Here is a 14,202-nt window from a genome sequence, read left to right on the forward strand (position 1 = left end):
GTTTATGCTCAAATACGCTTAACGGCGTCGAGCAATAGAAACACTGAATATGCCCCAGTTATCAATTAACTGATTAAGTTTTTCGAATCCAGCTTCGTCGACAAGTGCGTCCATTTCACCTTGGCTCCGGCAACGCATCACCCATGCTTGTCCACCTTGGTGACTTGGTAAGACGCGAGCGATCATTTCAACCTGAGGGTGCCAAGGTTGGCAGGTGTAGATAAGTAGGCCACCAGAAGGGATCGCCTGAGATAAACCACTCAGTGAAGCTCGAATCAGGTCATTACTTGGGAAGAGTTCGTATAAACCACTTACGATACCAAGTGTAGGGGCTGGCGTTATGGAAGCTAAGTCATTCGTATCAAAGGCATTGCCTTCTTCAAAACGCACTTTATCTTCAAGATAGCGCTCTTTAATATGTGAACGACCTTGCTCAACATTGACAGGGCTATAGTCTCGCAGTAAGACGGACTCCACTTTGCCATAGTCATTAATAGCGTCGAAGACGTAACGACCTTGTCCGGCGGCTATATCGACAATACGCACTGGCTGGTGTTGTTCAGTTAGCTCACGAATAGCTTGTCGAATGATATTTTCGATGTTGGTTTTACGTTGGCGGATCCCTTGCCAGCCGATGCTATTGAGGTATTGCCTATCAATGATTCGGCCAAATAACCCTTTACCTTGTGCTTTATCACGGTAAATGTAGTCAAGGGTCGACCCAGAGTCAAAACCTTTGTCATAACCAATGCGGACACCTTCTGAAGCCTTGCCTAGTGTACTCATAGAACGGCTAAGTAGCTTATAACCAAGGTTTTTAGGGCACCATGCAGGCAGAGGTTGCGTTAATTCGCGATAAGCATCTGCACTCACGCTCCAAGTATCTTCATATTGGTAATCATGTTGATAGCGAGGAACTGAGAATAGTTTGCCAATGAATTCACGGATTTTGGCAATAGGGATATGGCGCTCTTTTTCACCCAGTGTATCGTGATAGAAGCCAGGTAAAATATGTTTCTCTTTAATGGGAGTATTAAGGCGCTCATAAAATTGATGCTGTGGTTTATGGTGTACCACATGATCACTACCAGAAATAAACAGTTGTGTTGGGAGGGTAATCGCACCTGCATCAGCCACTATTCTATCAGCAGTTTTGTACAGTTCGAGCAGGATATTAACTGCAATAGGGCGCGTAATTAATGGGTCACGGTTGAATGAGGCTATGCGGCTTTGGTCGTGAGTTAGGAATTTAGCTTTCACATATGAGTTAACATAAAACAGCCCCCGCATTTTTTGCATCAAAGCAAGTCCTGTGCGCGCAAATGGTACATACAACTTAACTTTAAAAGCTGGGGATGCTAATACCATCCCTCTAATAGGAGGGGCATAGTCATGTACCCAAGCAGAGACTAACACGGCACCAACGCTTTGACCAATGACGATAATATTTGCTAATGGTATTTGGTACTGGGATGACACATAACGTACAAATTCATCCACATCATGAATAGAGGTGCCAAGGGATGGGCTATAACCACGAGGGCCATCATTTCTGCCATGGCCTCGGGCATCCCATGCGAACATGGCGTAGTCAGGCAAGTCTAACTCATCGACAAGATGAGCAACGCGTCCTGAGTGTTCGTGGCCGCGGTGAAATAGAATAATGGCTTTATCTGTTGATTGTTCTGTTGGCCAGTAACGATAAAACAGCGGGGTACGGTCACTGGTGATAAACTGAGATTCAATGACAGGACGTTGAGTTAAATAGTCTGTCTGAGCGTTCATAATGGTTCCTTATGATGATCCGTTTGTGTATTAAGCTCACTTAAGGCCTTACGGATACGGTTGTAGCAGGTGTAAAACAGCAACAATGAAAGGACAATAAAAATAGCAGTAAACCAGTTAGAAGAAGTGATTTGGGGAAAGAGTGCGACTAATAGCCCAAAAGTACCGAAAATAAATGCACGGTCACTCTTACCGATAGGGCCATCATAGCGACGTGAAGCGCCAATAGCTTGTGCGATAACCCCAATAAACTCTGTTAATAATGACAAGAAAAGGATCAGTAAAATCCATCCAAAATCATGAGGGAACAACAAAACAAAAGGGATATACAAGGCCATATCGGAGATAACATCCCCCGTTTCATTTAATATTGCACCGAGATGACTTTTTTGGTGATGTTCACGTGCGAGCATACCGTCAATGGCGTTCAGCGCCATGCGAATAAATAAAACAAAGGGTAATAAAATAAACAGGTGTGGGTTAGGAAAAATAAATAGCAGTGCTCCGATCAAAATAGATAATAGCATTGCAGCCAATGTTACCTGATTTGCTGTCACGCCTGAGTCATAAAGCTTTTGTACGATAGGCCGTAGCAGGTTCTGAAATTTAGGTTTCAGATCATAAATTGTCATTTATTCATCCTTGCAAATTACAACCATAATGGTGCAAATATAGCGTATATGAATACGCGATTATTTTTTAGCTGCAATAAGAGCTATCCTAAGTTAGATTTCTCTCTTGTGATGATAACCTGTGTTCGTGGATATTACCTTTCTATAATATATTGATTGTAAATGAATAATTCATTATCGTAAAATTAAGTGTTTATTTATTGTTCATTTACTTTTATGTTTCGTAATTGTAATAAATTAATTAAGTCGATTTTATAAAGTAATAGAAAATTTTAATCAAAAAGTGAATCAATAACGTAAAAAGAATGCTCAAGTGGCGTATAAAAATCATCCATTGCAGAAATAATAGTATCGCCGAGCTGGATATCATGAGTGTTGAATATCGAAAGTAAAAAAACATCTTAAAATAAGATGTTTTCTGTAATAACACAGCTTCTATTGGGATGAGATTATTTAAACAAGTTGTTCTTCAACGCGATATCTATTGGCAATATTCAACCTCATCCGTTTAAATTGGCTTGGGGTCATTGTCGTCATTTCTTTAAATTTCCGACAAAATGCACTGTGATCAGCATAAGCACATTTTATGGATATTTCAGTAATCGAATAATCTTCTTCGAGTAATTCAATCGCATGTTCAAGACGTTTTTTTTGAATATATTGTTGGGGAGTTATGTGGAATATGGCTTTAAATTGGCGATTTAGTTGGGATAAAGACAAGCCCGATATATCTGCAAGAGTGGTTATTTTTATTGGCATATCAAAGTGTTCGCTAATAAATTGTTCCACCTGACCCAACTGCTTGTTTAATTTTTGACTGACCGACTTTACATCTTGCAAATCTACCGAAATCCCAGCCACACCAATCACTTGGTTATGCGTATTGAAGATAGGAACTTTGGTTGTGACGCACCAACCTAATATGCCTGCTTTATATAAATGCAATTCTAATTTGTTAATGACGCTGATCTTTTTTTGCATCACCAGATAATCCTGAGAGCTATAACTGCGACCTAACTCATGATGAAAAATATCTTCGGCTCGCTTCCCAATGACATCGTTAGTCGTAGCCATTTTACAGCGTTTGGCTAGGTTCTCATTAGCAAGAAGATATTTGGCATTACGATCTTTAACAAAAAAAGTGACATTCGGTAATGTGTTAATTAATGGCATGACCAGCCCGAGGTGATTTAAAAGTATTTCAATATTATCAACGGGAAACAGCATATTTTCCTGACTAATTAATAGCAGCTTATTTAAATTAATCATGCGGCCTCCAACAAGTTCAACAAATATGATTAGTTCTCTGAAATATTTTTATATTGTGCCGAATTGCGCATCAGTGAGCACGAAAGATATCAAGATCCTTTAACAAAAATCAAGCATTCTGTTAACAATTAAAGTGAGCAGAGGATGCAATATGCACAAGCGCTATACACAAATTGAGGTAATTGATTCACATACGGCGGGTGAACCAACTCGATTAGTTATTGATGGTTTTCCTGATCTTGGTAATGGCTCTATGGCATCTCGTTTACAGCGTTTAAGGCACGAGCATGACCTATGGCGTACCACCACCATATTAGAGCCACGAGGCAGTGACATTTTAGTCGGTGCGCTACTTTGCAAACCTCAAAATCCACAAGCCACTGCGGGCGTCATCTTTTTTAATAACGAAGGATATTTAGGCATGTGTGGGCATGGCACGATTGGCCTTATTGCTTCGTTAGCTTACCTAGGAAAAATTACGGTTGGCGAACATACCATTGAAACGCCAGTGGGTGATGTTCAGGCGACATTGCACCCAGACGGCAGTGTCAGTATCCAAAATGTTTACTCTTATCGCTACCGCAAATCGGTCGCGGTGAAGGTTCCTGACGTGGGAATGGTGACGGGGGATATTGCTTGGGGAGGAAATTGGTTCTTTCTGGTTGAGCAATCACCGGTAGAGATCCATCACCGCAATACCAAGGCGTTGACTGAAACGTGCTTAAAAATAAAAGCGGCCTTAGTTGAACAACATATTTATGGCAAAGATGACCAAGAAATTGACCACATTGAACTTTTTGCTGCGTCTTCACAGGCCGATAGCCAAAGTTTTGTGTTATGCCCAGGAGGGGCTTATGACCGTTCACCTTGTGGAACAGGCACGAGTGCCAAACTCGCGTGTTTAGCCGCTGATGGCAAGTTAAACGAAGGGGCAATTTGGCGTCAAGCGAGTGTCATCGGTAGCCAATTTGAAGCCAGTTATCTCTGGGCTGATGGGAATGGCATTATCCCAACCATTCGAGGTACGGCCTATATCAGTGGGCGTAATACCTTGCTTATCGATGAAACCGATCCATTTCGTTGGGGGATCACGGTGTCGTGAGAGGTTGATATGGATAAGAAACGTTCAGTGATTGTTATCGGTGGCGGCATTATTGGCTTAAGTATCGCGCTGACATTACAAGCGGATGGAACAGATGTTTTGCTGGTCGAGAAAGAGCAGGTCGGCGCTGGAGCATCAATGGGGAATGCTGGACATATAGCGACGGAGCAAGTTTTCCCTGTAGCTGACCCATCAATTTTAAAATCGATTCCTGCGATGTTGTTTGATCCTCTAGGGGCACTGCGTCTCGATTGGCGTTATTTATTGCCATTGACGCCTTGGTTACTACGTTTGTTGGGAAATATGCGACATAAACCCTTTCAACGTATTCATCATGCGTTATCCACAATTAATGGTGCATCACTGGCTGCGTGGCAAGCGTTCAGCGATGACTGGCAACTGGCTGATCTTGTAAAAATTCAAGGTTCACTGCTGGTGGCAGAGAGGGAAGCTTCCTATGAAAAACTGCAAAAGCAAGGTGAGTACCTCAACTCCATAGGAGTGAAAAATCAACTATTAACTCAGGCACAACTATTGGCACGAGAGCCTGCTTTGGCTGGTAATCAATTAGGTGGGCTTTATTACCCAGATACGGGGCATGTCGTAGATCTCAATGCACTACATACTCAATTAACAAATCACTTTTTGAGATTGGGGGGGGAGTTACTTTCTCAGTGTGAAGTTACGGGCATTCATACCACTTCAGGTAATACAGTGCGCCTGACAACCTCACAAGGACAATTGGCGGCGCAGCGAGTAGTGATTTCAGGAGGCGCATTTTCTAAATCATTGGTCAAGATGGTTTGCCGCATACGTGTTCCACTTGAAACAGAGCGTGGCTATCACCTTATGTTGCCTAAAGAGGCAAGTAGGTTAAGCGTTCCTGTTTCAAGTATCGATAGGCGCTTTATCATGACGCCCATGAAAGGTGGATTGCGCCTTGCGGGTACGGTTGAATATGCGGGATTGAAACGTCCAGCCAATATGCAACGTGCTCGACACTTTATTCCTCTAGCTGATCCCATGCTTAACACACCGCTAAATAGCGAGCAAGCAACTGAATGGATGGGATTTAGACCGACTCTCTCAGATTCGTTGCCAGTGATTGATAAAAAAGGACCTTATATTTTTGCCTTTGGTCATCAACACTTAGGTCTAACTCAAGCGGCCATCACGGCAAAAATTGTACATAGCTTATTCAAAGAACAGCCGACACCGATCGATTGTTCACCTTATTCCATTGAACGATTTATATAAAAGTTAAGGAGATTTCACATGAATTTTCACGGCATTATTGTTCCAATTGTGACGCCATTTCACAGTGATTTTTCATTAAATGTTAGTGGGCTAGCACAATTAACTGAAACCTTAATTGAACAAGGTGTATCAGGACTTGTTGTGTGTGGCACGACTGGGGAGTATTACGCATTAAACGAGAAAGAGCGTGAAGTGGTGCTGACTACCGTGAGTAAAGTCGCCAAAGGGCGAGTTACCTTGATTGCAGGGATTAATGACCTATCGACAGAAGGGGCGATTAAGCGTGCAGAGCAAGCGGTTTCATTAGGTTATGAAGGCTTGATGTTAGCACCGCCACCATACAGTTTACCGGATCAGCAAGGGGTAATTGCGCATTATGAGCAGGTTGCTTCAGCAACACCATTACCCATCATTATGTATAACTTCCCTGCGCGTATTGGGATCGAAATCGAATACGACACTGTCATACACCTATCTAAGGTGAAAAATATTGTTGCGATTAAAGAAAGTAGTGGTGATTTCAGCCGAGCGCTACGTTTATTACAAACTCAATTCGACAATTTTGAGGTGATTTGTGGTTGTGATGATCAGCCTGTCGATTTCTTTTTTTGGGGCGCGAAAAGTTGGATTGCGGGGGCTGGAAATGTATTCCCAGCAGAGCAAGTGGCAATTTATCAGGCCGCACAGCAAGGGGATTGGTCTACGGCGAAACGGATCATGTCAGAAATTTATCCTGCAATTTATTCGATGGAATCTGGGGATTATAACCAAAAAGCCAAAGCGGGTTGTATCAAGGGTACTGTCGATGTTGGGCCAGTTAGAATGCCACTTTCCAATATTTCACCGCAACAACAACGTGAATTTCTCGCCTTGATAAAATAAGGAAAAACGCCATGAAAGTGACCAAAGAAGCAGTATTTGAGCGAGCTCGTTCAGGTTTATTGTGGGCGGGTAACTTGATAGAAAACTACCAAGGGAGCAATGAAAAATTAGAAACCAGAACGCCTATTGATGACAGCATTATTGGATTTATTGCCGATGGTGATGCTCAAGATGTCGATGCCGCAGTTTCAGTGGCAAGAAAAACCTTTAGTGATGGCTGTTGGCAAGGTTTGTCGCCGCAAGAGCGCAAACAAGTCATGCTGCGTTGGGCACAGTTGATTGAGTTACATCAGGAAGAGCTTGCTGCATTAGATTGTGTTGATGCGGGTAAGCCAATCACAGAATGCTTAAATACAGATATGCCAGCGACCATTGAAACTTTTTATTGGTATGCCGAAGCACTGGACAAAATGTTTGGAAAAGTTGCGCCGACAGGTCATCAGGCGTTGGGGTTGATTGTACATGAGCCAATAGGTGTTGTGGGGGCTGTTTTACCGTGGAATTTCCCCGCACAAATGTTTGCATGGAAAGTTGCTCCAGCGTTAGCTGCGGGGAACTCAGTGATTGTAAAGCCCGCGGAGCTGACCTCATTGAGTGCTTACCGAATGGTTGAATTGGCTTATGAAGCTGGGGTGCCAAAAGGTGCTCTGAGCTTAATTTGCGGATTAGGGGAAAAAGTGGGTGAGGCGATAGGTCGACATAGGGATATCGATATTGTCTCTTTTACCGGTTCGACTGAGGTGGGGCGGTTATTCCTTAAATACTCTGCTGAAAGTAACTTAAAAGAGATCGTGTTGGAGTGTGGTGGGAAAAGCCCGCAAGTGGTCTTTGAAGATGCCGATCTTGATGCTGCTGTGCCTCATATTCTATCAGCCGCTTTCTGGAATATGAGTGAAAATTGCAGTTGCGGCTCTCGCCTAATTGTTCATGAAAGTATCCGTCAAAAGCTATTAGATAAACTCGTTGCAGCATTAGCTGAGTGGAAAGTTGGTGATCCCATGGATGAAACTGTCTCCATTGGGCCAATGGTTGAAAAAGCTCACTTTGAGAAAGTGAAGTCATTTATTGATCTTTCTGTGAAACAGGGCGCAAACATTGTTGCAGGTGGAAAAATCCACAGTGAAATGGGCAGTGGTTGGTACATTGAGCCGACAATATTCGATAACGTCACTCCAGAGATGTCATTATTCCAAAATGAGGTTTTTGGACCCTTACTTGCCGTGTCAACGTTTGCAACAGAAGAAGAAGCGATTGCCCTCGCTAATAATACCCACTATGGGTTAGCGGCCTCATTCTATAGTCAAAATATCCATCGAGTGATGAAAGTTGCTCGGCAAATTAATGCAGGCACAGTGTCGGTGAATGGATTTAGTGAAGGTAATATCACGACGCCTTTTGGTGGCTTTAAGCAGTCAGGCTTTGGCGGCAAAGATAACGGATTAGAAGCTTTCGAACAATATACTCAAACAAAAGTCATTTGGATGATTAATCATTAATTTATTCACAACCTGAACAGCGTTAAGTTCAGGTTTTTTTATCCCTACAAATACATAATGACAATAACGAAGGAGTACTCATATGGAAGCCATCGTTAACACACTCGTTGGATACATTTGGGGCAACGCATTAGTGATTTTATCGCTCGGTGTCGGGCTCTATTTTACATTAGCTACACGCGGTGTTCAGTTTCGCTATTTGATTAAAATGGTCTGTTTGCTCAAAGAAAATAAATCATCAAAAGAGGGCATATCTTCATTCCAAGCTTTTTGTCTTGCGCTATCAGGGCGGGTAGGTGTAGGTAATATTGCTGGTGTGGCTACTGCCATTGCGGCGGGCGGGCCAGGGGCGATATTTTGGATGGTAGTGATGGGGCTTTTAGGTGGTGCTAGTGCATTTATTGAATCGACACTCGCTCAGATCTATAAGCAACGCTCCGATGGGCAATACCGAGGTGGCTCGCCTTACTATATCGAAAAAGGGTTAAAACTAAAGCCATTTGCGATTATTGTCGCTGCTGTGATCTGTCTATCTTACGGTGTGTTAGTGCCGGGGATCCAAGCGAATACCATTGCTGACTCTTTCCAAACGTCTTTCAACATTCCGCCTATCGTTACAGGTGTGATTATTACCTTATTGATGGCGTGGTTGATTTTCGGTGGTGTTAAGCGTATTGCCAGTGCTGCCGATAAAATCGTTCCTCTGATGGCGGTCGCTTATATTGTCATGATGGTGATAATTTTAGGTAGCCATTATGACAAAGTACCTGCCATGTTTAGCCTAATCTTTCGGAGCGCTTTAGGGATGGATGCCGTTTTTGGTGGCATCGTCGGTACCGCGGTTTCGTGGGGTGTTCGACGCGCTGTATTTTCTAATGTCGCGGGTGCGGGGGAGGCCACGTTTAGTTCGGCGGCGGCTGAAGTGAGCCATCCGGCGAAGCAGGGGTTGATTCAAGCGTTCTCAATCTATATTGATACTCTTGTGGTGTGCACGGCTTCAGGGCTCATGATCCTAGTCACCAATATGTACAATGTTTTCCCCGATGGAGGAGCAACGGCACTGATTGAACATGTTCCGGGAGTGGCTGCAGGAACTGCGTGGACACAAATGGCCGTCTCAACAGTATTTGAATCAACGGGCTCTGGTTTTGTCTCAATTGCCGTGTTTTTATTCGCATTTACCACCTTGATGGCATATTACTATATCGCAGAGACAACCATTGTTTATCTAGACCGCCAACTCAAATACCCCATTCTCAAGTTGATCCTAAAAATGGTCTTTTTGCTTATTCTGTTTATGGGGAGTGTGCAGTCCGTTAGCATGATGTGGAGCCTTGGTGATATTGGGTTTGGTAGTATGAGTTATCTTAACTTAATCGCGATAGTCTTTTTATCTAAACCAGCACTTCGCGCACTACGTGACTATGAACGCCAAGAAAAATTGGGAATCGATCCGGTTTTCGACCCGAAAGTCGCGGGCGTTGAAAATGCACAATTATGGGAAGAGATCAGTCGCGAATATCAATCGCAAACACAATCACCACAACATAAACAGATTGGAAAATTAACCGAAGAGCAGGAATAACATAAGAGGACATTGATTTGATTAAAAATGGCGGTGAGGGAGGGATTCGAACCCTCGATACGTTGCCGTATACACACTTTCCAGGCGTGCTCCTTCAGCCTCTCGGACACCTCACCGTATTTTTAAATGCAGGTTGCTAACAAACGATATAACTTGTGTTGCAACGGGGCGCTACTATAGGGAAAAGCCGGGCTTGCGTCAACTCCCTATTTGCGCTTTTTACAGTTTTACTGCTTGTTTAGTTAAATATAAAACAATTTGGTTATTATCTAATCTTGAATGGTGAATCTGTGATCGACTTAAACTTCAAGTATTAATTATAAAATTCGTTAGCGGCTTAACAAAATGCTCATCATAACATTCATCAACCGTTGTATTCGCTTGAAAATGAGACATTTTCGGCACACTCTGTTGTAAACATAAGAGGAGTTGTCATGAATATTCTATTTTATCATCCATTTTTTGATGCTAATGAGTGGATCGACGGCATGAAAGCTAGACTTCCACAAGCCAATATTCGTCAATGGGTTAGGGGCGATAAACAAAGTGCCGATTATGCTATGGTTTGGCTCCCTCCTTATGAATGTCTAGCAGGGCGAAAAGATCTGAAAGGTATATTTGCGTTGGGGGCGGGTGTTGACGCCATTTTGAAGCAAGAGCATGAGAACCCAGGAACATTACCTGCTGGCGTGCCTTTAATGCGCTTAGAAGACACGGGCATGGCATTACAAATGGAAGAGTATGCGATGGCGAAAGTCCTCTATTACTTTCGTCGAATGGATGAATACCGCCAATTTCAATCGCAACGTCAATGGAAACCGTTGCCAGCCTATCGCCATGATGAGTTTGTCGTCGGAGTAATGGGGGCTGGTGCATTGGGGCAAGCGGTGGCTAAAAGGCTCGTGGAATTTGGTTTTCATGTGAGAACGTGGAGCCGAAGTGCAAAACAGCTCAACAACGTAAAGAGCTATTATGGACAAGAACAGCTAGGGGCGTTTCTGCAAGGTACACGGGTGATTATTAATTTATTGCCAAGTACCCCCCAAACAGTCGGAATTTTGAATCAAAGCTTATTTAGTCAGTTACAAAAAAATGCCTTTATTATTAACCTTGCTCGTGGCTCGCATCTTATTGAACAAGACTTATTGGCAGCATTAGAGTCGGGGCAAGTTGCAGGTGCCTCTTTGGACGTATTTGCCAGTGAACCTTTACCACAAATGCATCCTTTTTGGACACACCCGCGCGTTGCGATTACACCCCATATTGCCGCGATTACACTACCGCAAGAAGCGATGGACATGATCAGCAGCAATATTCAACGCATTGAAAATGGGCAAACACCTGTCGGGATTGTTGATATGCAACGCGGTTATTAAGGTATACTTATTTTATTTCAGGTTGCAGCTTGGTTGATGGCACTGCTTTATATTCTTCATGCCATCATTTCTTATCCTTGCTGCGCCTCAAATGACTTAGAGTATGCTGGTGATAAGCCACCGTATAATGCGAAAACAGGAACCTGACATGAACGAATTTTCGATCGTCTGCCGTATTTTGGGAACACTCTTTCAGCGCTCCCCCGATGATAGTGTGGTAAAGCCATTACTGGATATGATAGCCCAAGATAAATTAAAGGCATCTTGGCCATTGGAGCAAGATGAGTATTGGGCGCGCATGGCAAAATCGGTTGATATGGCAGCGATTACCGCCGACTATCAAACGTTATTTGGTGGAGAAACACCTGCGGTTTCGGTGTTTGCCCATGATTATGATGATGAAATCGCGGAAGCGGAAATCCGTGAATTTCTTGTTGAGAGGGGGATGGCTCTGACAAACGCGAGAACCGATGCGTTTGGTGCGCTCTTATTGGCGGCATCTTGGCTTGAGGATCAAGCGGCAGAAGATGAAACAGCGGCGCAAATTGAGCTATTTGATAGCTTTATATTGAGTTGGTATGGTGCATTTCTAGGCAAAATGGAAGCTCATGCGACAACGGCATTTTATCGTACGCTGGCGCAAATTGCGCGTGATGCAGTGATTGCATTACGTGATGAATTAGAGTCAGAGTGACAGCGTCACTTTTGGTGTAATAAAATCCGCCTCTAAGCGAACCTTGTCAATGTAAATTGGCTATCAGAAAAACGAGATAAGCCACTTAAGAGGTTTTTGTATTGGTATTAAGTATAACGCGTAGCATTTTGATAAACGCGTATATAGGTAGATAAAGAAAAGGCAACGTCTAAAAACGTTGCCTTTTGTGCTGTTTTCAATCGAAAATTTTTATGGATGTTAGTCAACTAAAGGAATAACGAGCTTGCCTGGTTTGATTTCAAGCCCTTTTGCTAATTTTTTAGCCGTTGCCTCAGCTGCACTATTTTCTGGATTCAACACATAAACCGGTTGTGTCTCAAAAAAGGTTTCTAATGAACTGTTGAGGTATGGGATCACGGCAGCAATAGCGGTATCCATACTCTCAGGAGTGACAGTGTATTGGCTGATGTTCAGCTCTTTTAAGTAAATGGCGCCTGCTTGAGCGTCAAAATAAGGGCGAGCCGTTAGGGTAAGCGCTATTTTGGCCTCGGCTTTACCTAATAAAGTATCTAAGTTGACTGCGGCATCCCCCGTTAAGGCGATTTTCCCCGGCTCACTGCGACCAATTTCTGATTTCAAGTTGGTTAATTGGATGTCTGCATCCGCGACGCCAGAAATACCAACTTTATTGTTATATTTAACTTTATTTGCAAGATACTGATTAACCGTATTTTCGCTAATCGAAAATTCAGTAAGTTGGCTACAGCCAGTGAGTAAAGTCAAACAGCCAATCAGAGCCGCCAATATAAATTGTTTCATAAACACTCCTTTTACAGTAACTTGACTATCTTATCCTATAATTATGGTTAATTGGTCTTTTACCCACATTTTTGTTAGTTAAAGTTTAAATTTATGGGCGTGTAGAGTCTAAATATCTCCGTTATTAACCACTTAACATAGCAGATTCAATTTTCTTACGGTTAAATTGTTTATGCAGTGCCCAAAGAGTGATGAAACCAATTACACCTAATAAAAACCACGGTAATTGTGGCAGATCCCATTGGTGACCAATATCGTACATCCAACCTCCACCAGTGTAGCCAACAGCACCTCCTAAAGCTAATCCTAAGCGGCTAAACCCCATATAACTACCGCGTGCACGTGGATCTGCCAGTGAAGCACTTAATGTTTCTCGTGCAGGATCGGCGGTTACAGTGCCTAAATAAAATAAGCATATTAATCCAAATAAAACAGGTAAAGAGCTCGTCATACCGATAGGAAACATGCTTAAACTCATTAAAAACAATCCAGCCATTAAACGCTGCTCAAGGCGAAAATATTTTTCACTCCAACGGGCGATGGGATAAAGTAACGTTAATGAAATAACGGCTTCAATGGCATACATCCATTTCACTGCGGTTGGCGTGCCTGCGATTTCATTCACAACAATAGGGAACATCAGCATAACCTGTACAGAGAGCATAAAATAACCAGCTAACGTGACCACATAGGTCACAAAACGGGTATCTTTGAGTACTCGGCTCATACCTTCTTTGATTGGTGTTCTTACCGTTGAAATACGGTAGGCCGGGAGTAGCCAAGCATTACAAATAGCGGCAAGTACAAAGACGGCCGCGCCAGCCCAACAGACATAATGGAAATCGTATTGCAGTAACCAACTACCAATCAGTGCACCAATAACGGCGCCCGCGCTGTCTTGCATGAGCAGCAGAGAATAAAAGCGTCCACGCTCATAAGGCCTTGTTAGCTTAATAACTAATGCGGTTCTTGGAGGATCAAATAGTGTTCCACCTAATGCTGACAAGACACAGGAGAGCCACAACACCCAAGGGTCATTGGCAATTGCCATGAGCACAAAGCCACAGGCTCGCAATAGCATCCCTATGACTATCATTGGCTTAGCGCCAAAGCGGTCTGCAATAGCACCACCAAAGATCCCAAGTCCTTGCTGAACAAATTGTCTCAGACCTAAAGCAAAGCCAACAATGACGGCGGCCCAACCTAGCTGGTCAACAAAGCGAATAGAGATCAATGGAAACACGACAAAAAAACCGAGAACAACCAGCATGTTGTCTAGGAGTAAAAAATATTTACCTAGACTTCTTGCCTGTGACACCTGCGCCATGACACACCATCGTAAAA

General features: G+C 43.1%; 12 protein-coding genes and 1 tRNA gene. 7 read left to right on the forward strand and 6 right to left on the reverse strand.

From position 1 onward, the window contains the following. Positions 1-18: 18 nt before the first annotated feature. From PSE69_RS16190 to PSE69_RS16200, 3 genes are all read right to left on the reverse strand, one after another. Positions 19-1,785 (reverse strand): bifunctional alpha/beta hydrolase/class I SAM-dependent methyltransferase, encoded by a 1,767-nt coding sequence (locus PSE69_RS16190; protein WP_053110883.1) that lies wholly within the window; start codon positions 1,783-1,785, stop codon positions 19-21. Then, the gene (locus PSE69_RS16195; protein WP_014658278.1) at positions 1,782-2,417 is read right to left on the reverse strand and encodes a CDP-alcohol phosphatidyltransferase family protein; all 636 of its coding nucleotides are present in this window, start codon (positions 2,415-2,417) and stop codon (positions 1,782-1,784) included. Before PSE69_RS16195 ends, PSE69_RS16190 begins: the two co-directional genes overlap by 4 nt. 453 nt (positions 2,418-2,870) lie before the next feature. Further along, positions 2,871-3,686 carry a helix-turn-helix domain-containing protein gene (locus PSE69_RS16200; RefSeq protein ID WP_004919404.1) on the reverse strand — a complete coding sequence of 272 codons (816 nt, stop codon included), beginning with the start codon at positions 3,684-3,686 and terminating at the stop codon, positions 2,871-2,873. A gap of 151 nt (positions 3,687-3,837) precedes the next feature. On the opposite strand from PSE69_RS16200, the gene PSE69_RS16205 reads away from it, so the two are divergent. The 5 genes from PSE69_RS16205 (at position 3,838) to PSE69_RS16225 (ending at position 10,008) form a co-directional block, all read left to right on the forward strand. Further along, on the forward strand, positions 3,838-4,788 hold the full coding sequence (locus PSE69_RS16205) for a 4-hydroxyproline epimerase (RefSeq protein WP_088499327.1): 951 nt from the start codon (positions 3,838-3,840) through the stop codon (positions 4,786-4,788). A 9-nt stretch (positions 4,789-4,797) separates the two neighbouring features. After that, the gene (locus PSE69_RS16210) at positions 4,798-6,045 is read left to right on the forward strand and encodes an NAD(P)/FAD-dependent oxidoreductase (protein ID WP_004919408.1); all 1,248 of its coding nucleotides are present in this window, start codon (positions 4,798-4,800) and stop codon (positions 6,043-6,045) included. 18 nt (positions 6,046-6,063) lie between these two features. After that, positions 6,064-6,927 (forward strand): 4-hydroxy-tetrahydrodipicolinate synthase, encoded by an 864-nt coding sequence (gene dapA / locus PSE69_RS16215; RefSeq protein WP_004919411.1) that lies wholly within the window; start codon positions 6,064-6,066, stop codon positions 6,925-6,927. An 11-nt stretch (positions 6,928-6,938) separates the two neighbouring features. After that, positions 6,939-8,423 (forward strand): aldehyde dehydrogenase, encoded by a 1,485-nt coding sequence (locus PSE69_RS16220; protein ID WP_060560581.1) that lies wholly within the window; start codon positions 6,939-6,941, stop codon positions 8,421-8,423. Between the two features lie 82 nt (positions 8,424-8,505). Continuing rightward, positions 8,506-10,008, forward strand: coding sequence for an alanine/glycine:cation symporter family protein (locus PSE69_RS16225; protein ID WP_076913920.1), 1,503 nt, complete (start codon positions 8,506-8,508; stop codon positions 10,006-10,008). Between the two features lie 28 nt (positions 10,009-10,036). On the opposite strand, the gene PSE69_RS16230 is transcribed toward PSE69_RS16225, so the two are convergent. After that, positions 10,037-10,124 (reverse strand) — tRNA-Ser (locus PSE69_RS16230). 318 nt (positions 10,125-10,442) lie between these two features. On the opposite strand from PSE69_RS16230, the gene ghrA reads away from it, so the two are divergent. Together ghrA and PSE69_RS16240 are read left to right on the forward strand one after the other, a co-directional pair. After that, a complete protein-coding gene (ghrA, locus tag PSE69_RS16235) occupies positions 10,443-11,384 on the forward strand; it encodes a glyoxylate/hydroxypyruvate reductase GhrA (protein WP_014658283.1) in 942 nt (313 codons plus the stop codon). A gap of 148 nt (positions 11,385-11,532) precedes the next feature. Then, positions 11,533-12,078: a TorD/DmsD family molecular chaperone gene (locus tag PSE69_RS16240; protein WP_014658284.1), complete on the forward strand. Its 546-nt coding sequence runs from the start codon at positions 11,533-11,535 to the stop codon at positions 12,076-12,078. A 219-nt stretch (positions 12,079-12,297) separates the two neighbouring features. Here PSE69_RS16240 and PSE69_RS16245 read toward each other — a convergent pair whose 3' ends face one another. Both PSE69_RS16245 and mdtH read right to left on the reverse strand, forming a co-directional pair. Continuing rightward, on the reverse strand, positions 12,298-12,858 hold the full coding sequence (locus tag PSE69_RS16245) for a lipoprotein (protein WP_004919424.1): 561 nt from the start codon (positions 12,856-12,858) through the stop codon (positions 12,298-12,300). Positions 12,859-12,982: 124 nt separating this feature from the next. Further along, positions 12,983-14,185, reverse strand: a complete 1,203-nt coding sequence (gene mdtH, locus PSE69_RS16250; protein WP_004919425.1) for a multidrug efflux MFS transporter MdtH — start codon at positions 14,183-14,185, stop codon at positions 12,983-12,985. Positions 14,186-14,202 lie beyond the last annotated feature (17 nt).

Source organism: Providencia sp. PROV122 (assembly GCF_028482365.1).
GTDB lineage: Bacteria > Pseudomonadota > Gammaproteobacteria > Enterobacterales > Enterobacteriaceae > Providencia > Providencia stuartii.

What these genes read in the sequence shown, in the direction of transcription:
- PSE69_RS16190 (WP_053110883.1), bottom strand. Translation starts at nt 1,785, where the DNA reads ATGAACGCTCAGACAGACTATTTAACTCAACGTCCTGTCATTGAATCT.
- PSE69_RS16195 (WP_014658278.1), bottom strand. Translation starts at nt 2,417, where the DNA reads ATGACAATTTATGATCTGAAACCTAAATTTCAGAACCTGCTACGGCCT.
- PSE69_RS16200 (WP_004919404.1), bottom strand. Translation starts at nt 3,686, where the DNA reads ATGATTAATTTAAATAAGCTGCTATTAATTAGTCAGGAAAATATGCTG.
- PSE69_RS16205 (WP_088499327.1), top strand. Translation starts at nt 3,838, where the DNA reads ATGCACAAGCGCTATACACAAATTGAGGTAATTGATTCACATACGGCG.
- PSE69_RS16210 (WP_004919408.1), top strand. Translation starts at nt 4,798, where the DNA reads ATGGATAAGAAACGTTCAGTGATTGTTATCGGTGGCGGCATTATTGGC.
- dapA (WP_004919411.1), top strand. Translation starts at nt 6,064, where the DNA reads ATGAATTTTCACGGCATTATTGTTCCAATTGTGACGCCATTTCACAGT.
- PSE69_RS16220 (WP_060560581.1), top strand. Translation starts at nt 6,939, where the DNA reads ATGAAAGTGACCAAAGAAGCAGTATTTGAGCGAGCTCGTTCAGGTTTA.
- PSE69_RS16225 (WP_076913920.1), top strand. Translation starts at nt 8,506, where the DNA reads ATGGAAGCCATCGTTAACACACTCGTTGGATACATTTGGGGCAACGCA.
- ghrA (WP_014658283.1), top strand. Translation starts at nt 10,443, where the DNA reads ATGAATATTCTATTTTATCATCCATTTTTTGATGCTAATGAGTGGATC.
- PSE69_RS16240 (WP_014658284.1), top strand. Translation starts at nt 11,533, where the DNA reads ATGAACGAATTTTCGATCGTCTGCCGTATTTTGGGAACACTCTTTCAG.
- PSE69_RS16245 (WP_004919424.1), bottom strand. Translation starts at nt 12,858, where the DNA reads ATGAAACAATTTATATTGGCGGCTCTGATTGGCTGTTTGACTTTACTC.
- mdtH (WP_004919425.1), bottom strand. Translation starts at nt 14,185, where the DNA reads ATGGCGCAGGTGTCACAGGCAAGAAGTCTAGGTAAATATTTTTTACTC.